The 18,980-nt window shown below is 73.0% G+C and carries 19 protein-coding genes; 15 read left to right on the top strand and 4 right to left on the bottom strand.

All coding sequences use genetic code 11. The features are described from left to right. The first annotated feature begins 92 nt into the window (after positions 1-92). Positions 93-1,451: a Pup--protein ligase gene (pafA, locus tag IE317_RS01485; RefSeq protein ID WP_191306188.1), complete on the top strand. Its 1,359-nt coding sequence runs from the start codon at positions 93-95 to the stop codon at positions 1,449-1,451. 118 nt (positions 1,452-1,569) lie between these two features. Beyond that, positions 1,570-2,592, top strand: a complete 1,023-nt coding sequence (locus IE317_RS01480; protein WP_191306187.1) for a WD40/YVTN/BNR-like repeat-containing protein — start codon at positions 1,570-1,572, stop codon at positions 2,590-2,592. On the opposite strand, the gene IE317_RS01475 is transcribed toward IE317_RS01480, so the two are convergent. Continuing rightward, entirely contained in the window at positions 2,589-3,287 is a 699-nt protein-coding gene (locus tag IE317_RS01475; RefSeq protein WP_191306186.1) for an SDR family oxidoreductase, read from the bottom strand. The genes IE317_RS01480 and IE317_RS01475 overlap by 4 nt on opposite strands. 10 nt (positions 3,288-3,297) lie before the next feature. Beyond that, the gene (locus IE317_RS01470) at positions 3,298-4,221 is read right to left on the bottom strand and encodes an NADP-dependent oxidoreductase (RefSeq protein ID WP_191306185.1); all 924 of its coding nucleotides are present in this window, start codon (positions 4,219-4,221) and stop codon (positions 3,298-3,300) included. Between the two features lie 108 nt (positions 4,222-4,329). Here IE317_RS01470 and IE317_RS01465 point away from each other — a divergent pair, with 108 nt between their 5' ends. The 7 genes from IE317_RS01465 (at position 4,330) to IE317_RS01435 (ending at position 9,239) form a co-directional block, all read left to right on the top strand. Next, positions 4,330-4,761 carry a winged helix-turn-helix transcriptional regulator gene (locus tag IE317_RS01465; protein WP_191306184.1) on the top strand — a complete coding sequence of 144 codons (432 nt, stop codon included), beginning with the start codon at positions 4,330-4,332 and terminating at the stop codon, positions 4,759-4,761. A 10-nt stretch (positions 4,762-4,771) separates the two neighbouring features. Next, on the top strand, positions 4,772-5,755 hold the full coding sequence (locus IE317_RS01460; protein WP_191306183.1) for a helix-turn-helix transcriptional regulator: 984 nt from the start codon (positions 4,772-4,774) through the stop codon (positions 5,753-5,755). Further along, positions 5,752-6,732, top strand: a complete 981-nt coding sequence (locus IE317_RS01455) for a helix-turn-helix transcriptional regulator (RefSeq protein WP_191306182.1) — start codon at positions 5,752-5,754, stop codon at positions 6,730-6,732. The genes IE317_RS01460 and IE317_RS01455 overlap by 4 nt, the downstream gene beginning before the upstream one ends. Positions 6,733-6,741: 9 nt before the next feature. After that, positions 6,742-6,954: a bacteriophage holin gene (locus tag IE317_RS01450; RefSeq protein WP_191306181.1), complete on the top strand. Its 213-nt coding sequence runs from the start codon at positions 6,742-6,744 to the stop codon at positions 6,952-6,954. Between the two features lie 31 nt (positions 6,955-6,985). Further along, on the top strand, positions 6,986-7,300 hold the full coding sequence (tatA, locus tag IE317_RS01445) for a Sec-independent protein translocase subunit TatA (RefSeq protein WP_191306180.1): 315 nt from the start codon (positions 6,986-6,988) through the stop codon (positions 7,298-7,300). 86 nt (positions 7,301-7,386) lie between these two features. Then, on the top strand, positions 7,387-8,358 hold the full coding sequence (tatC, locus tag IE317_RS01440; RefSeq protein WP_191306179.1) for a twin-arginine translocase subunit TatC: 972 nt from the start codon (positions 7,387-7,389) through the stop codon (positions 8,356-8,358). After that, positions 8,358-9,239, top strand: a complete 882-nt coding sequence (locus tag IE317_RS01435) for a diacylglycerol/lipid kinase family protein (RefSeq protein WP_191306178.1) — start codon at positions 8,358-8,360, stop codon at positions 9,237-9,239. The genes tatC and IE317_RS01435 overlap by 1 nt, the downstream gene beginning before the upstream one ends. A gap of 47 nt (positions 9,240-9,286) precedes the next feature. Here the strand turns inward: IE317_RS01435 and IE317_RS01430 are convergent, their stop codons facing one another. Further along, positions 9,287-9,862, bottom strand: coding sequence for a hypothetical protein (locus IE317_RS01430; protein ID WP_191306177.1), 576 nt, complete (start codon positions 9,860-9,862; stop codon positions 9,287-9,289). A 121-nt stretch (positions 9,863-9,983) separates the two neighbouring features. On the opposite strand from IE317_RS01430, the gene IE317_RS01425 reads away from it, so the two are divergent. The 4 genes from IE317_RS01425 (at position 9,984) to IE317_RS01410 (ending at position 16,231) form a co-directional block, all read left to right on the top strand. Continuing rightward, complete coding sequence (locus IE317_RS01425) at positions 9,984-12,761, top strand: DEAD/DEAH box helicase (RefSeq protein ID WP_191306176.1); 2,778 nt, start codon at positions 9,984-9,986, stop codon at positions 12,759-12,761. 159 nt (positions 12,762-12,920) lie between these two features. After that, entirely contained in the window at positions 12,921-13,688 is a 768-nt protein-coding gene (locus IE317_RS01420; protein WP_191306175.1) for a DUF4333 domain-containing protein, read from the top strand. Positions 13,689-13,758: 70 nt separating this feature from the next. Then, entirely contained in the window at positions 13,759-14,961 is a 1,203-nt protein-coding gene (locus IE317_RS01415) for a GNAT family N-acetyltransferase (protein ID WP_191306174.1), read from the top strand. Between the two features lie 52 nt (positions 14,962-15,013). Further along, entirely contained in the window at positions 15,014-16,231 is a 1,218-nt protein-coding gene (locus IE317_RS01410; RefSeq protein ID WP_191306173.1) for a GNAT family N-acetyltransferase, read from the top strand. On the opposite strand, the gene IE317_RS01405 is transcribed toward IE317_RS01410, so the two are convergent. After that, complete coding sequence (locus tag IE317_RS01405; protein ID WP_191306172.1) at positions 16,228-17,172, bottom strand: 5'-3' exonuclease; 945 nt, start codon at positions 17,170-17,172, stop codon at positions 16,228-16,230. The two genes, IE317_RS01410 and IE317_RS01405, sit on opposite strands and share 4 nt — an antisense overlap. A 207-nt stretch (positions 17,173-17,379) precedes the next feature. On the opposite strand from IE317_RS01405, the gene IE317_RS01400 reads away from it, so the two are divergent. Then, positions 17,380-18,522 (top strand): M24 family metallopeptidase, encoded by a 1,143-nt coding sequence (locus IE317_RS01400; protein ID WP_191306171.1) that lies wholly within the window; start codon positions 17,380-17,382, stop codon positions 18,520-18,522. After that, positions 18,519-18,974 (top strand): Lrp/AsnC family transcriptional regulator, encoded by a 456-nt coding sequence (locus tag IE317_RS01395; protein ID WP_176169504.1) that lies wholly within the window; start codon positions 18,519-18,521, stop codon positions 18,972-18,974. The genes IE317_RS01400 and IE317_RS01395 overlap by 4 nt, the downstream gene beginning before the upstream one ends. The last annotated feature ends 6 nt before the right edge of the window (positions 18,975-18,980 follow it).

The following is an 18,980-nucleotide window of genomic DNA, read 5'->3' as shown; positions in this document are numbered from 1 at the left end:
TCGGGGAGATTTCACCGTCTGTGGCGTACTGGGGGCGTGTCGACGCCCGAACGGCGCACCGTCGAAGGGGGTGCAGCGCCTACTCTGGTGGAATGCAGCGGCGGATCTTTGGCATCGAGACCGAGTTCGGGGTCACGTGCACCTTCCACGGACAGCGCAGGCTCTCGCCCGACGAGGTGGCCCGCTACCTGTTCAGGCGGGTCGTGTCGTGGGGACGCTCCTCCAACGTGTTCCTCTCGAACGGCTCGCGGCTCTACCTGGACGTCGGCTCGCACCCCGAGTACGCGACGGCCGAGTGCGACGACCTGGTCCAGCTGGTCACGCACGACAAGGCCGGGGAGCGGATCCTCGAGGACCTGCTGGTCGACGCGGAGCGGCGGCTCGCCGACGAGGGCATCGGCGGCGACATCTTCCTGTTCAAGAACAACACCGACTCGGCGGGCAACTCCTACGGGTGCCACGAGAACTACCTGGTGACCCGGGCGGGGGAGTTCTCCCGGATCGCGGACGTCCTGCTCCCGTTCCTGGTGACCCGCCAGCTCATCTGCGGCGCCGGCAAGGTGCTGCAGACCCCGCGGGGCGCGGTCTACTGCCTCTCCCAGCGTGCGGAACACATCTGGGAGGGCGTCTCCAGCGCCACGACCCGCTCGCGGCCGATCATCAACACCCGCGACGAGCCGCACGCCGACGCCGAGCGCTACCGGCGGCTGCACGTCATCGTGGGTGACTCGAACATGGCCGAGCCGACGACCATGCTGAAGGTCGGCTCGGCGAACCTGGTGCTCGAGATGATCGAGGCCGGCGTCCAGTTCCGCGACTTCACCCTGGACAACCCGATCCGGGCGATCCGCGAGATCAGCCACGACCTCACCGGCCGCCGCCAGGTGCGGCTGGCCGGCGGGCGCGAGGCCTCGGCGCTGGACATCCAGCGCGAGTACCACGCCCGCGCGGTCCAGCACATCAAGGACAACGGCACGACGGCGGCGAACGAGCGCGTCGTCGAGCTGTGGGGCCGCGCGCTGGACGCGGTCGAGCAGCAGGACTTCGCCAAGATCGACACCGAGATCGACTGGGCGATCAAGCACCGGCTGGTCGAGCGCTACCGGCACAAGCACGACCTGGACCTGTCCAGCCCGCGCATCGCCCAGCTCGACCTGGCCTACCACGACATCCGCCGTGGCCGGGGCATCTTCGACCTGCTCCAGCGCAAGGGCCTGGTCCGCCGGGTCACCGACGACGGCGAGATCGAGGCCGCCAAGGACACCCCGCCCCAGACCACCCGGGCGAAGCTGCGCGGCGACTTCATCGCCGCCGCCCAGGCCGCGGGCCGCGACTTCACGGTCGACTGGGTGCACCTGAAGCTCAACGACCAGGCCCAGCGCACGGTCCTGTGCAAGGACCCGTTCCGCTCGGTCGACGAGCGGGTGGAGCGCCTGATCAGCTCGCTCTAGCCCAGCGCTCTACCGCAGCCGGTCGTGAGTGAGAAACAGTGTTCTAACCCTGTTTCTCACTCCCGACCGGGCCGGGACGCGACGAAAGTCGGGTCGGGACTGCGGCAGGATCTCCCGCATGCGTGTCGTGCTGCTCGTGCTCGCCCTGCTGGTCTCGATCGCGGCTCCGGCTTCGGCGGGGGAGCGCACGCCGGCGTGGGAGCTGAAGCCCACCGGCGTCACGGCCCAGTTCCGGGGCCTGTCCGCGGTCAGCGCGCGGGTGGCGTGGATCAGCGGCACCCAGGGCACGGTCCTGCGCACCACCGACGGCGGGGCCACCTGGACGTCCGTGGGACCGCCGGGCACCGAGGCGCTCCAGTACCGCGACATCGAGGCCTTCGACGCCGACCACGCGGTCGTGCTCTCCATCGGCCCGGGGACCGACTCCCGCGTCTACCGGACCGACGACGGCGGCGCGCACTGGCGCCAGACCTTCCAGAACACCGACGCGGCGGCCTTCTACGACTGCCTGGCCTTCTTCGACCCGTGGCGCGGCCTGGCGATGAGCGACCCGGTCGACGGCCGGTTCCAGGTCCAGGCCACCTTCGACGGCGGCCGCAGCTGGCGCCCGGTGCCCGAGAGCGGCTTCCCGCCCGCGCTTCCCGGTGAGGCCGGGTTCGCCGCCAGCGGCCAGTGCGTCACGACGGCCGGCCCGTTCGACGCCTGGCTCGCGACCGGCGGCGGTGCGACCGCCCGTGTCCTGCACTCCGGTGACGGCGGCCGGCACTGGACGGCGTCGGACACGCCGTTGCCGAGCAGCGCCTCGGCGGGCGTGTTCGCGCTGGCCTTCCGCTCGCCGTCCCGGGGGATCGCGATCGGTGGCGACTTCGCGAACCCGACGGCACCCGGTCCCGCCGTCGCGCTGACCCGCGACCGCGGCCGCACCTGGACGACCCCGGGCCGGTACCCGGCCGGCTACCGCTCGGGCCTGGCCTGGCGCGGGGGCGCGGTCCTGGCGGTCGGCCCCGGCGGCAGCGACTACAGCCCGGACGGCGGCCGGCACTGGACGCCGTTCGACACCGGCGGCTTCGACAGCGTGGACTGCGCCGGAACCGCCTGCTGGGCCAGTGGTGCCCAGGGCCGCGTCGCCCGGCTCCGCTAGAGCACCTGGCCGGTGGGGCGGACGAGGATCTCGTTGACGTCCACCGAGGGCGGCTGCTGGAGCGCGTAGAGCACCGCGCGGGCGATGTCGTCCGGCTCCAGCTTGGGCTTCGCGCGCTGCTCCTCGGAGAGGATGTCGGTGTCGGTGATGCCGGGGTTGATCAGCGTGACCCGCACACCGGTGCCGACGGCTTCCTCGCGGATCGCGCCGGCCATCCCGGTCACGGCCCACTTGGTCGCGGAGTACAGGCTGGCGTTGCGGATGTAGCGGCCGGCGACCGAGCCGGTGATGAGCAGGTGCCCGGCGGTCTCCTTGAGCGCCGGGAGGACGGCGCGGGCGGTGTAGGCCGCGCCCAGGACGTTCGTGCGGACCATGGGCTCCCACGCGGTGGGATCGGGATCGTCGTCGCCGAAGAACGACGTCCCGACGCCGATGCCGGCGTTGGCGAAGGCGGCGTCGAGCCGCCCGAACTTCGCGACGGTCTCGGCGACGGCTCCCGAGATGTCCGCCCAGTCGCCGACGTCGGCGCCGAGCGCGAGGGCCCGGTCCTCGCCGAGTTCGGCGGCCAGGGGCGTCACGGACTCGGCGCTGCGGGCGACGAGAGCGACCTTGAACCCGGAGGCGGCGGCCAGCCGCGCGGTGGCGGCGCCCAGGCCGCGGGAGGCACCGGTGATGAGGAGAACGCGATCATCCATGCCTTCCAGGCTAGGGAGTCAGGACGAGCCTGCCGCGCAGGCCGCCCGCGGCCAGCCGTTCGTGCGCCGTCGCGGCTTCGGCCAGGGGGAGGACTCCGGCGACGCGCAGCGGGAGCGTGCCGTTCCCGGCCAGCCGGGCCAGCTCGCCCAGGCGCTCGCCGTCCGCGCGGATCCACACGCTGCGGACCCGGATCCCGCGCAGCGGCAGGGGGGCCGCCCCCGCCGCGAACGCCACGAACTCGCCGCCGCCCCGGACCGCGTCGAGGGCGTCCAGGCCGAGCAGCGCGGTGTCGAGGACGGCGTCGACACCGCCCGGCACCACCGCGCGGACCCGATCGCCCAGCGACGGCCCGCGCGGCACGAACTCGGCCGCGCCGAACGCCCGGACCTGCGCTTCGTCGGCTTCGGACGCCACGGCGACGACCCGCAGCTTCCGCGCGTGGGCCAGGGCGACGGCATGACCGCCGACGGCCCCGGCAGCGCCGGTGACCAGGACGGTCCCGGTGCTTTCGACGAGGTCGAGCGCTTGGGCGGCGGTCAGCGCGTTCAACGGGAGGGTGGCGGCTTCGACGGGGGAGACACCGGCGGGAGCGGGTGCCACGGCCGAGGCGTCGAGGACGATGTGGTCGGCGTAGGCGCCGAGCGGGGTGGCGATCCGGTCGCGCAGGCCGATCACGGCGTCGCCGACACCGAACCCGGTGTCCCCGGCGTCGTCGATCTCGCCCGCGACGTCCCAGCCCAGCCCGAGCACCTCGCGCGGCGGCACCACCCCGGCCGAACTCAGCGCCCCGCTGCGGGTCGCCAGGTCCACCGGGTTCACCGCGGCCGCCGCCACCCGGATCCGCACCTGGCCCGGACCCGGTTCCGGCCGCGGCACCGAGGCCACCTCCAGCACCTCCGGTCCACCGAACCGCCGGACCACCACCGCACGCATCGCCTGCTCCTCTCGACCGGGAACCCTTCCGCCGCGAACGTATGGGGAGCTACTCTCCATCGGGAAGTACGTACTTGCAGGTGCCTACCCGACGAGGAGGTGCGCCCGGTGCCCACGCGCACGGCGGAACAGCGGCGGCAGGCCGAGAAAGCCGCCTACGACGCCTATCTCGCCGCCTGCCCCACGCGGAAGCTGCTGGACGAGATCGCCGGCAAGTGGGTCAGCCTGATCCTGGTCGCGCTCGGTGACGGGCCGCAGCGCTACAGCGACCTTTCGCGGCGCATCGCCGGGGTCAGCCAGAAGATGCTCACCCAGACCCTGCGGGTGCTCGAGCGGGACGGTCTCGTCCGCCGCGAGGTCACTCCGGCGGTGCCCGTGCGGGTCGACTATTCCCTTACGCCACTGGGGGAATCGCTGCGCGCGCTGATGGCCGGGTTCAAGGAGTGGGCCGAGGCGAACTTCGATGCCGTCGACGCCGCGCGGACCGATTACGACGCGCGCACCCCGGACCTCACGATCGGGCCGGACGGCGCGGGCTAGGCTCTACCGGGTGTCCACCGCACGCGCCGAACGGCTGGTCAATCTGGTGCTGGCCCTGTTGTCCACCCGGCAGTACCTCACGGCCGAAAAGATCCGTGGCATCGTGCCGGGGTACGGCGACGCGGCCAGCGACGACGCCTACTTCCGGATGTTCGAACGGGACAAGACCGAACTGCGCGAGCTCGGCATCCCCCTGGAGACCGGCCGCAACGGCGCGTTCGACGCCATCGAGGGCTACCGCATCGCCCGCCGCGACTACGAACTCGGCGAGATCGACCTCGCTCCCGACGAAGCCGCCGCCGTCGCGCTGGCCTCCCGGCTGTGGGACTCCCCGGAACTGACCGGCCAGGCGCAGGGCGCGCTCGTCAAGCTGCGCGCCGCCGGCCTGGAGGTCGACGACCAGGCCCCCACCGTGGTCGAGCCGCGCGTGCGCGCCGAACCGGCGTTCGGGCCGCTGCTGGCCGCGGTCCAGAACGGCCAGGCCGTGCGCTTCGAGTACCGCCGCAGCGGTTCCCCGGAGCGGATGATGCGCACCCTCGAACCGTGGGGCATCGTGTCGTGGCGGGCCCGCTGGTACGTCGTCGGGCACGATCGCGACCGCGGCGCCACCCGCTGCTTCCGGCTCTCCCGCGTCACCGGCCAGGTCCGCCCGGTCGGCCGGCCCGGCGAGGTCCGGCGCCCCGAAGGCGTCAACCTGCTCAAGCTCGTCACGGCGACCGGGGACAGCGAACCGTCGCCGGTCACCACCGCCCGGCTCTGGGTCGCCGACGGCCGCGCGGCCGGGGTCCGCCGCCGCGGCACCGTGGTCGGCCGCGCCACCGTCGACGGCGAAGAGGGCGACGTCGTGGAGATCGGCCTGCTGTACCCGGAGTCGGCCGCCGACTGGATCAGCGCGCAGGGCCCGGACGTCGTCGTGTTCGAACCCGACTTGCTGGCCAAGAGCGTCCAGGACCGGCTGGAAGCCGTCGTCGCCCGGCAGGGGAGCGTGCTGTGAGCGGGTCCACCGACCGGATGTCCCGGCTGCTCGCGCTCGTGCCGTACCTGCTGGCGCGCCCGGGCATCCGGATCGACGACGCCGCGCAGGACTTCGACGTCACGCCGAAGCAGCTGCGCAAGGACCTCGAGCTGCTGTGGATGTGCGGGCTGCCCGGCTACGGCCCGGGCGACCTGATCGACCTGTCCTTCGAGGGGGACACGATCGTCGTCACCCACGACGCCGGGATGAGCCGCCCGCTGCGGCTGACCGGCGGCGAGGCGACCGCGCTGCTGGTGGCGCTGCGCGCGCTGGCCGAGACGCCGGGCGTGGTCGACGGCGACGCCGTCCGCCGCTCCATCGCCAAGATCGAAGCGGCCGCCGGGCAGGCCCAGCCGGCCGGCGTGGTCGTCGGCGGGGGAGTGCGGGAGGGCAAGAAGACCGCGCGGACCCGCGAGGAGGTCGCCCGCGCGCTGCAGGACGGGCGCGCCCTGCGGATCCGCTACTACACCGCCTCGAAGGACCAGATCACCGAGCGCACGGTCGACCCGATGCGGCTGCTGATCGTCCAGGCCGTCGGCTACCTCGAAGCCTGGTGCCGCCGCGCCGAGGGCGTCCGGCTGTTCCGGCTCGACCGGATCGACGAGCTGGCGATCCTCGACGAGCCGTCGCGGCCGCCCGCGCACGCCCACCCCACCGACATCTCCGAGGGTGTCTTTCGCGAGCGTCCCGACCAGCGGGAGGCCGTCCTGGTCCTCGACCCGGACGCACGCTGGGTAGCCGAGTACTACCCCTGCGAGGAGCTCGACGAGCTCGACGGCGGCCGCCTGCGGATCCGGATGCGCTACGCCGACCAGTCCTGGATGGTGCGCCTGGTGCTGGGACTGGGCGGGGAAGCGCTGGTGGAGAGCCCGGCGGACCTCGCGTCCGACGTCGGCCGCCGGGCCGCCGGCGCCGTGGCCCGAGCCCGTCACCTTCCGTCAACCTGCGGCCACTAGGCTGACGGCGTGCCGTACCTGCCCACCGCCGCGCTCCTCGTGCTCGGCCTCGTCGTCCTCGTGGTCCTGCTGGTGCGGACCGTCAAGGTCTTGCGTGCCTTCCGGCAAACCACAAGCATGGTGGTGACGAACACCCAGGACCGGGCGGGGCTCGTCCGGGCCCGGGCGGCGGGGCTGCGCGTCGCGTTCGGGCAACGCCACCGCAAAGCGGAAAACCAGTAACATCCCTACCAGACGCAGATAGGAGGCCACCATGCTGAACGGATTGCAGCCGTGGCATTTGATCATCTTGGTGCTCGTCGTCGTGCTGCTGTTCGGGGCCAAGAGGCTTCCCGACGCGGCCCGGTCCATCGGCAAGTCCATGAAGATCTTCAAGGCCGAAACCAAGGACCTCACCGGCGACAAGACCGCGGCGCACGAAGACGCCGTGCCCGCCGACACCAAGCAGATCCCGGCTCAGCCCGCCACGCCCGCTTCGACCGACCAGCAGGTCGCCGACCTGCAGCGTCAGCTCGACGAGCTGAAGAAGCAGCAGGCCGCCGAGCAGCCGCAGAAGAACGTCAGCTGAGCGGCTAGGCCACACCCGGTCCCCCGTCCACGGAGCGCGCCGCACCCGGCGCGCTCCGGCGGACTCCGACGAGAACGGAACAACCCGTGGCGGAATCCGCCTCCGGAAACGGTGACAGCCGCCGGTCGAAGCGGCGCAAGCGCAGCCGTCGGGCCAATCCCGACGGGACGATGACGCTCATCGAGCACATCTACGAGTTCCGCCGCCGCCTCGGCTTCGCACTGCTCGCCGTCGTCGTCGGGGCCATTTTCGGGTTCATCTGGTTCAGCACCAAGATGGGGCCGGTCCCGTCGCTGGGCGAGATCATGAAGGCGCCCTACTGCGCCATCCCGCCCGACCGGCGGCTCAACGGCGCGATGGGCTGCCAGCTGCTGCAAACGCAGCCGTTCGAAGCGTTCATGATCCAGCTGAAGGTCAGCGTCGCCGCCGGTGCGGTGCTGCTGTCGCCGGCCTGGCTCTACCAGTTCTGGGCGTTCATCGCGCCGGGCCTGTACTCCAAGGAACGCAAGTACGCGCTGACGTTCGTCGGCTTCGCGTCGGTGCTGTTCGCCGCCGGTGCGGTCCTCGCCTACATCCTGTTCCCGCACGCGCTGCAGCTGCTCATGGGCTTCGGCCAGGGTGAGTTCATCACCGCGCTGACCGCGGACAAGTACATCTCCTTCATGCTGTCGCTGCTGGTCATCTTCGGGATCAGTTTCGAGCTCCCGCTGCTGGTGGTGATGCTCAACCGCGTCGGCGTCGTGAAGTACGTGCAGCTGAAGAAGTGGCGGCGCGGCATCGTGTTCGCGCTGTTCGTCTTCGCGGCCTTCGCCACCCCGGGCTCGGACCCGTTCTCGATGCTCGGCCTGGCCGGTGCGCTCACCGTGCTGTTCGAGATCGCCGTGCAGATGGCCCGCTTCCACGACCGCAAGCTCGACAAGGTCCGCGCCGACGAGGGCTGGGACCAGCTCGCCGACGACGAAGCCGCGCCGTTCGACTACACGCCGAGCACCATCGACGACGAGCCGTCCGCGCCGACCGCGTCCGGCGGCCGCTCGAGCACCGACGACGTCACCTAGTGGGGATCCACGCCGCGCTCGCCGTGCACCCGGCGTCGGGGCACGGCGCCGCCGCCCGGATCGCCGACACCGTCGCCGAGCGGCTGCGCACCGCCGTGGACCGGCTCGACGTGCTGGTCGCCCACACCGTCGAAGAGTCCCGCGCGCTGATGCGCTCGTCCCACGCCGCCGGGCTGGACGTCCTGATCGTGCTCGGCGGCGACGGCGCCGCCCACCAGGGTGTCCAGTTCTGCGCGAACCACGACGTCGCACTCGGGCTGGTCCCGGCGGGTACCGGCAACGACTTCGCCCGCGCCCTCGGCATCCCCGGCGAGCCGTTCCCGGCGGTCGACGCGCTGGTCGCGGCCCTGCGCTCGGGCGCCCGGCGGCGGGTCGACCTCGGCCGCGTGGGCGACACCTGGTTCGCGACGGTGCTCTGCGCGGGATTCGACGCGAGCGTCAACGAACGGGCCAACCGGATGCGCTGGCCGTCCGGCCCGCGCCGCTACGACGTGGCGATCCTGGCCGAGCTGGCGGCGTTCCGCTCCCGCCCGGTGGTCGTCGACACCGGCACCGGCCGCCTCGAGCTCGACGCCACCCTGGTGGCGATCGGCAACACCCGCTTCTACGGCGGCGGCGTCCCGATCTGCCCGACGGCCGACCCCGAGGACGGCGTCTTCGACGTCACGATCATCGGCCACGCCACCCGCCGCGGCCTGATCCGTATGCTCCCGGGCCTGCGCACCGGCAAGCACCTCACCCACCCGGCGGTCCGGACGCTGCGCGCCCGTTCGGTCACCTTGGCCGGCAACACGTGGCCTGCCTACGCCGACGGGGAACCACAGGGCACGGTGCCGGTGACGGCCACCTGCGTGCCCGGGGCGCTCACCGTGCTCGCCTGACCGGAGGGGCACTTTCACGGGAAAGTGCCCGCCTCCGGGGTGCGGGGTCAGCGGTCGTAGCCGCCCGCCCGCGCCACCAGGTGCCGGAAGTGCGCCGGTGTCAGCAGCCGTCCCGAGTCGGCGAAGTAGACGCCGCCGCAGCGGTGGCAGAACCAGCCCTGCTCCCACACCTGCCGGGCCGCCGGCACCCCGCGCCGCTGCCGCCGGTGCGCCCGCACCCGGCGCACGTACAGCCAGACCAGCACCCCCGCCGCGACGTACACGCACACCGACGGCAGCGCGAACAGCGCGGTACCCAGCGCCTCCGACACCGCACCGCCCGGTGGCGGGTCGTCGGACACCGAGAACGGGAGCAGCAGGAAACAGCTCCCGACCAGGGCCAGGAGGATCGTCGCCGCCAGCAGGCCGCCGCCGCGGCGGGGCGGGGGAAAGGGGTCCAGCGAGCGGGCGACCGCCGTCACCGACACGCCGCTGACCTGGCTGCTCGTGTAAACGAGGCCATCGCCGACCGGCACGGCCACCGTCGGGCCCTGACCGCGGAAGAACGAGTGACCGCCGTGGTAGACCGCGGGCACGTGCTGCACCTGGTCCAGCAAGCCGCAGCTCGGGCACGGTTCCGTCATGCCCGCTCCGACGTGGCCGCAAGCGATCCGGTTCCGGGACCCCTTTCCCGTATAACGACCTATACGGCGGGTCGGTGCACGCAACGTGCGAACTGTCGGACGGGTGTGAAACCCTGACGAGGTGGCCAGTAGCCCTTCTCCGTCCCCGGCCGAGGCCTATGCGGCCTCCGCACGCCGCGGGAAGTACGCCCAGCTGACGCGCTTCGCCGCGGAAGTGTCCTTCGAGTTCGACCAGTTCCAGATCCGCGGGTGCGAGGCCCTCGAAGACGGGCACGGTGTGCTGGTCTGCGCGCCCACCGGCGCGGGCAAGACCGTGGTCGGCGAGTTCGCCGTGCACCTGGCGCTCGCCGAGGGCCGCAAGTGCTTCTACACGACGCCGATCAAGGCGCTGTCGAACCAGAAGTACGCCGACCTCGTGGCCCGCTACGGCAGCGACGCCGTCGGCCTGCTGACCGGGGACACCTCGATCAACGGCAACGCGCAGGTGGTCGTGATGACCACCGAGGTGCTCCGCAACATGCTCTACGCCGGGTCGTCGACGATCACCGACCTCGGGTACGTGGTGATGGACGAGGTCCACTACCTGGCCGACCGGTTCCGCGGCGCGGTGTGGGAAGAGGTGATCCTGCACCTGCCCGAGCACGTCCGCGTGGTCGGGCTGTCGGCGACGGTCAGCAACGCCGAGGAGTTCGGCGAGTGGCTGGTGGAGGTCCGGGGCGACACGACGGTGGTCGTCGACGAGCACCGGCCGGTGCCGCTGTGGCAGCACATGCTGGTGGGCAACCGGCTGCTGGACCTGTTCGCCGGGGACGACGTGCACGCGCCGAACGCCGAGCTGCGGATCAACCCGACCCTGCTGCGGCGGACCGAGGAGATCGGCCGCCAGTACGCGCCGGCGGGGTTCCGGAGCCCGCGGGGCCGCCGGGGTGCGCCGCCGCGGATGCCGCGGTTCCGGCCGCCGTCGCGGGTGGACGTCGTCGAGCAGCTGGACCGGGCCGGGTTGCTGCCGGCGATCGTGTTCATCTTCTCCCGGGCGGGTTGCGACGCCGCCGTGGCGCAGTGCGTGCGGTCGGGGCTGCGGCTGAACGGGCCGGGCGAGGTCGAGGAGATCCGCCGGGTCATCGAGGAGCGCACGGCGGACCTGCCCGAGGGCGATCTGGGCGTGCTCGGGTACTGGGAGTGGCGGGAAGCGCTGGAGCGCGGGATCGCGGGGCACCACGCGGGGTTGCTGCCGGCGTTCAAGGAGACCGTCGAGGAGCTGTTCGTCCGCGGGCTGGTGAAGGTCGTGTTCGCGACGGAGACCCTGGCCCTGGGGATCAACATGCCGGCGCGCACGGTCGTGCTCGAGCGGCTGGTGAAGTACAACGGCGAGGCGCACGTCGACCTGACGCCGGGGGAGTACACGCAGCTCACCGGCCGGGCCGGGCGGCGGGGCATCGACATCGAGGGGCACGCGGTCGTCGCGTGGCAGCCGGGGGTGGATCCGAAGCAGGTGGCCGGGCTGGCGTCGACCCGGACGTATCCGCTGCGGTCGTCGTTCCGGCCGGGGTACAACATGGCGGTCAACCTGGTGGCGCAGGTCGGGGCGGCCGAGGCGCGGGAGCTGCTGGAGCAGTCGTTCGCGCAGTTCCAGGCCGACCGGTCGGTGGTGGGGACCGCGCGGCGGATCGAGCGGAACAAGGAAGCGCTGAAGGGCTACACGGCCGCGGTGACCGGCGATTTCGACGAGATGCTGGAGTACGTCGAGCTGCGGGCGAAGATTTCGGCGCGGGAGAAGGCGTTGTCGCGGCAGAACACGGCCGCGCGCCGCGCCGGGACCGCCGAGTCGCTGGAGAAGCTGCGCAAGGGTGACGTCATCGCCGTGCCGGCGGGGCGGCGGGCGGGGCTGGCCGTGGTGGTCGATCCGGGGCTGGACCCGATCCGGGAGCCGCGGCCGGTGGTGGTGACCGAGGACCGGTGGTCGGGGCCGTTGTCGGTGGCGGACTTCCCGGCGCCGGTGGAGGCGCTGGGCCGGATCAGGCTGCCCAAGCACGTCGAGCTGCGGTCGCCGCGGACGCGCCGGGACATCGCCTCGACGCTGCGGAACGCCGGGATTTCGTTGCCGGGCAGGCAGAAGCGGGGTTCGGGGGCGAACGAGGACGGCGAGCTGGCGGCGTTGCGGCGGGCGTTGCGGGCGCACCCGTGCCACGGGCTGGCCGAGCGCGAGGCGAACCTGCGCTGGGTGGAGCGGTACCAGCGGCTCGCGGCGGAAACGCAGCAGCTGGAGCGGAAGGTCGCGGCGACGACGCACTCGCTGGCGCGGGCGTTCGACCGGATCCTGGCGTTGCTCGGTGAGCGCGGCTACCTGGGGCCGGAGTCGGCGGGGGACGGCGAGGACCGCGTCACCGAGCACGGTCGTCGGTTGACGCGGCTCTACAGCGAGTCCGATCTGCTGGCCGCGGAGTGCATCCGGCACGGCGTGTGGCGCAAGCTCAATCCGGCCGAGCTGGCGGCGGTCGTGTCGACGCTGGTGTTCGAGGCCCGCCGGGACACCGCGGGGGAGCCGCGGCTGCCGGGCGGGGCGGTGCCCGAGGCGTGGCAGGAGACGGCGCGGCTGTGGGTGGAGCTGACCGAGGACGAGCGGCGGCACCGGCTCGACCGGACCCGGGAGCCCGACGCGGGGTTCGCGTGGCCGGTTTACCGGTGGGCTCGGGGTGAATCCCTGGAGAAGGTCCTCACCGCGGCCGAGGCCAACGGCCAGGAGCTGTCGGCCGGTGACTTCGTGCGCTGGTCGCGTCAGGTGATCGATCTGCTCGACCAGATCCGGGACGTGCTCGGCAAGGCGGATCCGGTGGGTGCGGCGGCGGCCGAGGCGGTGAAGGCGCTTCGCCGCGGAGTCGTGGCCGCGGGAGCGGCGTGAACTTCGTGTTAGGCCTGCTCCAAGCGGCGGAGGCGGTGAGCGTGGGCGCGTGTGCTCGGCTCCGACCTGTGGTTGGATCGTTTGCGACACCGTCTGTATGCGGCTTGACGGTGGTTTCGGGGTGGTCAGCGAGATGAGCGAAGCAGGCGGAGGCAGAAGATGAGCACGCCGTATGGCGGCAACGACCCACAGCAGCCCCAGTACGGGCAGCAGCCGGGCGGCGCGTACCCGCCGAGCGGCTCGCAGGAGCAGCCGCAGTGGGGACAGCCGCAGCAGCCTTCTTACGACCCGAACCAGCAGCAGCAGTGGGGCCGGCCGCAGCAGCCCCAGCAACCGCAGCAGTGGGGGCAGCAGCCGGGCGGGTACACCCCGCCGCAGCAGCCGCAGTGGGGGCAGCAGCCGCCGCCCTACGGCCAGCAGCCCGGGGGCGGGTATCCGCAGAGCGGGCCGCAGGCGCAGCCGCAGTACGGGCAGCAGCCGGGCGGGGCGTACCCGCAGAGCGGGCCGCAGGCACAGCCGCAGTACGGGCAGCAGCCCGGTGGCCAGTACGACTACGGCCAGCAGTTCCCCGGCACCGCCGCTCCGGAGGAGGAGAAGCCGGCGAAGTCGAAGAAGGGCCTGCTGATCGGTGTGGTCGCGGCGATCGTGGTGGTCGCGGCGGTCCTGATCCTGGGTTTCGTCGCGCCCGGGTTCTTCAAGACGCAGGTCTTCAACAACACCCAGATGCAGACCGACGTGCAGAAGCTGCTGACCGAGACCTACAAGATCGACGGCGTCACCGGCGTCACCTGCCCCGCCGAGCAGAAGGTGGAGGACGGGGCGAAGTTCGAGTGCACCGCCACGATCGCCGGGAAGCCGCAGCAGGTGCCGATCACGGTGAAGGGCGACGGCGGCAACTACGAGGTTTCCCCGCCCGTCTCCAAGTAGCGTGCCCCGCGGCCCGGCCGCCGGATTTTTCCGGTGGCCGGGCTTCGGCGTTTCCGGAGATGATCCGGGCATGAGCGACTTCGAGATCCGGACGCTGGAGACCGCGGAGCACCGGGCGGCGAGCAACCTGTTCCGGGAGAGTGTGCACTTCCCCCCGTCCGACGACGCCGAATGGGAGTACGCGGCGCAGTACTACCAGCCCGGCGGCGCGATCGGGGCGTTCGATCCGGAGCTCGTGGGGACGGCCCGGTCGTTCGACGCGGAGCTGACGGTGCCCGGTGGCGCGCGGCTGCCGATGGTGGGGGTCACGTCGGTGGGGGTGCGGGCCGACCGCACCCGCCGGGGGGTGCTGCGGGCGCTGATGACGACGCAGCTGGCGGACTTCGCCGCGCGCGGGGTGGTGTTCGCGAACCTGCTCGCGACCGAAGCCGGGATCTACGGCCGGTTCGGCTACGGCTTGGCGACGCGGCACCGCACCTACAGCGTCGACCGGCACCGGGCGCGGCTGCGTCCGGACGCTCCGGCAGGCGGGGAGCTGGAGCTGCTGGACCTCGGCGAGGCGATGGCCGTCTGCCCGGGTGTGTACGACGGTCTCGAGCGCCGGCCGGGGATGATGAGCCGGCCGGAGGTGTTGTGGCGGCTCTACGAAACGCAGCTGCGGCGGCACACCCCGCCGGCGAAGGCGGTCGTGCACCACGGCCCCGGCGGGCCGGACGGGTTCGCGACCTACCACGTCGGGGGCGCGCTCGCCCACCCGTGGACCAGGACCCTGGAGGTGGCGGACCTGTTCGCCGGTTCGCCGAGCGCGTTCGCCGGGCTGTGGCGGTTCCTGCTCGGCGTCGACCTGGTCGACCGGGTCGTCGTCGGGTCGTGTCCGCTCGACGATCCGATCGAGCTGCTGCTCGCCGACCACCGGTGCGGGAGCGTCGACCGGATCGGGGACGAGCACTGGATCCGGCTCGTGGACGTCCCCGCCGCACTGGCCGGCCGCGAGTACGGGCCCGCCGATCCGGTGGTGCTCGAGGTGACCGACCCGCTGCTGCCCGCCAACGGCGGCACCTACCGCGTCGGCCCGGACGGCGCCGAACGCACGGACCGGCCGGCCGGGCTCCGCCTGGACGTCACCACCCTGGCCATGATGTTCCTCGGGACCTGGCGGCCTTCGGCGCTGGCGGCGGCCGGGCGGATCGAGCTGCGTGACCCGGCCGCCCCGGAGGCGGCGGACCTGCTGTTCGGGACCAGGTCGGCGGCCTGGAGCGGCAGCCACTTCTGAGGGCGCGGAAAACCGGGTGCCGGGCCGGAGGTCCCGCGGCAGGATCGGGCGGATGACCGACTTCGACGTCCGCCCGATCACCGAAGAAGAGCGGCGCAGCACGGCCGACCTGCTGCGCCGCGCATTGCACGCCCAGCGCGTCACCGACGAACGCTGGGCCCGGATCGAGGGTTCCTGGCCTGCGGCGCACAAGTTCGGCGCGTTCGACGGCGAGACACCGATCGGGATCGTCAGCTCCTACGACACCGAGATGGCCGTCCCGGGCGGGCGGACGCTGCCGGTCGCCGCGGTGGAAGGTGTCGGTGTCCGCGCCGACCGGACCCGCCGCGGGGTGCTCAGCGCGATGATGGCCGTCCAGCTGGCCGACTTCGCCGCGCGGGGGCTGCCGCTCGCGGCCCTGCACGCCAGCGAGCCCACGATCTACGGGCGGTTCGGCTACGGCTCGGCCGCGCTCGGCAAGACCCTGCGGGTGTCGCGGCCGGCGGCGCGTCTCCACGAGCGTGTCGCGACCGGGGGTGACGTCCGGCTGCTCACACCCGAGGAGGCGGTGCGCGAGCTTCCGCCGCTGTACCGCCGGATCAGCCTGCACCGTGCGGGCATGATCGGGCGTCCGGAGGTGTGGTGGCCGATGACCCACGACCGGTATGCGGGCCCGGACGGCGCGCACCTCGTCGCCGTCCACAGTGGACCGGACGGCGATGACGGGTTCGTCGTGTACGACACCATCACCCGCCGGTCGTTCGATGCACCCGACCACGGGGCCGCGCTGGACGTCCACGACCTGCACGCGGCCGGCCCGGCGGCGCGGGCCGCGCTCTGGCGGTACCTGCTGTCGGTGGACCTGGTTTCGGAGGTCCACGCCCGCCACCGCCCGGTCGACGAGCCCCTCGCCCTGATGCTGACCGACCACCGGCACGCGGCCACCGCCGCGGTCGAAGACGACTTGTGGCTGCGCCCGGTCGACGTCGCGGCCGCGCTCGCCGCCCGCACCTACCGCGCGGCCGGTCCGGTGGTGCTCGCGGTGACCGACCGGCTGCTGCCGGCCAACACGGGGCACTACGAAGTCGGCCCGGACGGCGCCCGGCGCACGGATGCGGCCGCGGACCTGGCGCTCGACGTCGACACGCTCGGCATGCTCTACCTCGGGCACTGGGCCGCGACGACGCTGGCCGAGGCCGGCCGCGTCGACGTGCGCGACGCGGCCGCGCTCGCGCGGGCCGACGAGTTGTTCACCACGACGGCCGCGCCGTGGTGCGGCACCCACTTCTAGGCGCCGGGCAGGGCCTTGAGCAGCCGTTCGACGGAGTTGCCGAGGTTCCACCGTTCGGCCAGCTCGGCGACCCGGCCGGGGTCGGCGGGTGTCGCGGGCACGGTGTCGGGGCGTGACTGCTCGACGGGCGCGTCGACGGCCACGCGGACCACGGTCGGGGCGACCGCGAGGTAGTCCGCCGCGTCCTTCAGCCGCAGCCGTGTCTTGAGGGGGAGCGCGGAGTCCCCGGCTTGGCCCGCGGCGACGAGGGCTTCGAGCGACCCGAACTGCGTGATCAGCTTCGCGGCGGTCTTTTCGCCGATGCCGGCGACCCCGGGCAGGCCGTCGGACGGGTCGCCACGCAGGGCGGCCATGTCCGCGTAGGCGGGCCCGGCGGTGTCGCGGGGCAGGCTGTAGCGCTCGGCGATCTCGGCCGGGCCCAGCACTTCGGCCTTGGCCCAGCCCTTGCCGACGTAGATGACCGAGGTGGGGGTGGGTTCGGTGCGCACGAGCTGGAAGAGGTCCCGATCGCCGGTGATGACCTCGACCGGGTCGGCCTTCTCGCGGGTGGCCAGGGCGCCGATGACGTCGTCGGCCTCGTAGCCGGCGGCTTCGGCGGTGGCGAACCCGAACGCTTCGAGCAGGTCGAGGATGATCGGCACCTGCGGGGTGAGCGTGTCGGGCACCTCTTCGACGTCCGGGCCGCTGCCGGTCTCCTCGGCCACCCGGTGCGCCTTGTAGCTGGGCAGCAGGTCGGTCCGGAACTTCGGCCGCCAGTCGGCGTCGAGGCAGCAGACCAGCCGCGCGGGCCGCCGGTCGGTGAGGATCCGCGCGATCGTGTCGGCGAACCCGCGCACGGCGTTGACCTGCGTCCCGTCCGCGGCGCGCATCGAGTCGGGCAGGGCGAAGAAGGAGCGGAAGTACAGGCTCGCGGAGTCGAGCAGCGCAAGGGATCCGGTCACCCGCACAGCCTGCCATGGTGGACGCCGGTGGCGGGGCGCGACGCACCGCGATCTCGTGCCCGCCCCGGGTCGTGAGTGGTAGGGCGGGTTCTCACCCGCCGTACCACTCACGACCGGGACGGGGGAGCGGGAAGGTGGGTCACCCGGCCCGGCATGTCGCGCCCCGGGCGCGTTCACTTCGCCCGCCGCCCCACTAGGCTCGCCTTCATGTCGCGCCGATCCCTCCACACCCCCGCTCCCGACGCCGCCGCCCTGCGGGCGCGGCTGGACCGTGCCCGCGCTGCCGCGGCCGCCGCGAGCACCGATGCCCTGCTGATCGCGCCCGGCTCCGACCTGCGGTACCTGCTCGGGCAGGCCGGCGGCTCGTTCGAGCGGCTGACCACCCTCGTCGTCCCCGCCGACGGCACCCCCGCGCTGGTCGTGCCGAAGCTGGAGGCGCCCGGGTACGCCGACGTCCCGACCGACGACCTCGGCGTCGAGCTGCTCACCTGGGTGGACGGCGACGACCCGTACAAGCTCGTCGCGGACCGGCTCGGCAAGCCGGGGCGGGTCGCCGTCAGCGACTTCACCCCCGCCCTGCACGTCCTCGCGCTGCGGGCCGCCCTCGGCGACGCCGAGCAGACGCTGGCCGGCCCCGTGGTCCGGGAGCTGCGGATGCGCAAGGACGCCGCCGAAATCGCGTCGCTGCGCGAAGCCGGCGCGGCGATCGACCGCGTGCACGCCCGCGTCCACGAGTGGCTGCGGCCGGGCCGCACCGAGGCCGAGGTCGGCGCCGACATCGCCGCGGCCATCGTCGAGGAGGGCCACGTCCAGGCGGACTTCGTGATCGTCGGGTCCGGTCCGAACGGGGCCAGCCCGCACCACGACGTCTCCGAGCGGGTCATCGAGAAGGGTGACGTCGTGGTCGTCGACATCGGCGGCCCGCTGCCCGCCGGCTACAACTCCGACTCCACGCGCACCTATGCCGTCGGGACGCCCCGCGACGCCGACGTGGCCGAGACCTACGCGGTGCTGCAGCGGGCCCAGGCCGCCGCGGTGGCCGCGGTCAAGCCGGGCGTCACCGCCGAGGCCGTCGACGCCGCCGCGCGCGACGTCATCGCCGAGGCGGGGTTCGGCGAGTACTTCATCCACCGCACCGGGCACGGCATCGGCCTGGACGTGCACGAGGAGCCGTACATCATCGCCGGCAACGCGCTGCCGCTGGAGCCGGGCATGGCCTTCAGCGTCGAGCCGGGCATCTACCAGCCGGGCCGGTGGGGCGCCCGGATCGAAGACATCGTGGTCGTCACCGCCGACGGTGCCGAGTCCGTCAACAACCAGCCGCACGAGCTCGTCGTGCTGGACGCATGACCGCCGGCGGCCTGGAGCCGCTGGACCAGTCGATCGTCCAGGAACTCGCGGCGGACGGGCGGCGCAGCTTCACCGACCTCGCCGAGCGGGTCGGGCTGTCGGTGTCGGCGGTGCACCAGCGGGTGCGCCGCCTCGAGCAGCGCGGGGTCATCCTCGGCTACACCGCCCGGCTCGACGGCGAGCAGATCGGCCTCCCGCTGACGGCGCTGATCTCGCTGACCCCCAACGACCCCGCGGCCCCGGACGACTACCCGCAGCGGATCCAGCACATCAAGGAAATCGAGTCGTGCTACTCCGTGGCCGGCGACGAGTCCTACATCCTGCTGGTGCGGGTCCAGTCGCCGCTGGCCCTGGAGGACCTGCTGCGGCGGATCCGGGAGGCGGCGAAGGTGTCGACCCGCACGACGGTGGTGCTCTCTACGCCGTTCGAGGGACGTTCGCCGACGTTCTGACGCCGG

The organism is Amycolatopsis bullii (genome assembly GCF_014654205.1).
Lineage (GTDB): Bacteria > Actinomycetota > Actinomycetes > Mycobacteriales > Pseudonocardiaceae > Amycolatopsis > Amycolatopsis plumensis.
This window is presented reverse-complemented; position numbering and strand designations above follow the sequence as displayed.

Bases quoted from the DNA above. Each gene is read 5' to 3' on its own strand.
- IE317_RS01400 (WP_191306171.1), top strand. From the start codon at position 17,380: ATGTCGCGCCGATCCCTCCACACCCCCGCTCCCGACGCCGCCGCCCTG.
- IE317_RS01430 (WP_191306177.1), bottom strand. From the start codon at position 9,862: ATGACGGAACCGTGCCCGAGCTGCGGCTTGCTGGACCAGGTGCAGCAC.
- IE317_RS01480 (WP_191306187.1), top strand. From the start codon at position 1,570: ATGCGTGTCGTGCTGCTCGTGCTCGCCCTGCTGGTCTCGATCGCGGCT.
- IE317_RS01420 (WP_191306175.1), top strand. From the start codon at position 12,921: ATGAGCACGCCGTATGGCGGCAACGACCCACAGCAGCCCCAGTACGGG.
- tatA (WP_191306180.1), top strand. From the start codon at position 6,986: ATGCTGAACGGATTGCAGCCGTGGCATTTGATCATCTTGGTGCTCGTC.
- IE317_RS01470 (WP_191306185.1), bottom strand. From the start codon at position 4,221: ATGCGTGCGGTGGTGGTCCGGCGGTTCGGTGGACCGGAGGTGCTGGAG.
- IE317_RS01475 (WP_191306186.1), bottom strand. From the start codon at position 3,287: ATGGATGATCGCGTTCTCCTCATCACCGGTGCCTCCCGCGGCCTGGGC.
- IE317_RS01395 (WP_176169504.1), top strand. From the start codon at position 18,519: ATGACCGCCGGCGGCCTGGAGCCGCTGGACCAGTCGATCGTCCAGGAA.
- IE317_RS01410 (WP_191306173.1), top strand. From the start codon at position 15,014: ATGACCGACTTCGACGTCCGCCCGATCACCGAAGAAGAGCGGCGCAGC.
- pafA (WP_191306188.1), top strand. From the start codon at position 93: ATGCAGCGGCGGATCTTTGGCATCGAGACCGAGTTCGGGGTCACGTGC.
- IE317_RS01415 (WP_191306174.1), top strand. From the start codon at position 13,759: ATGAGCGACTTCGAGATCCGGACGCTGGAGACCGCGGAGCACCGGGCG.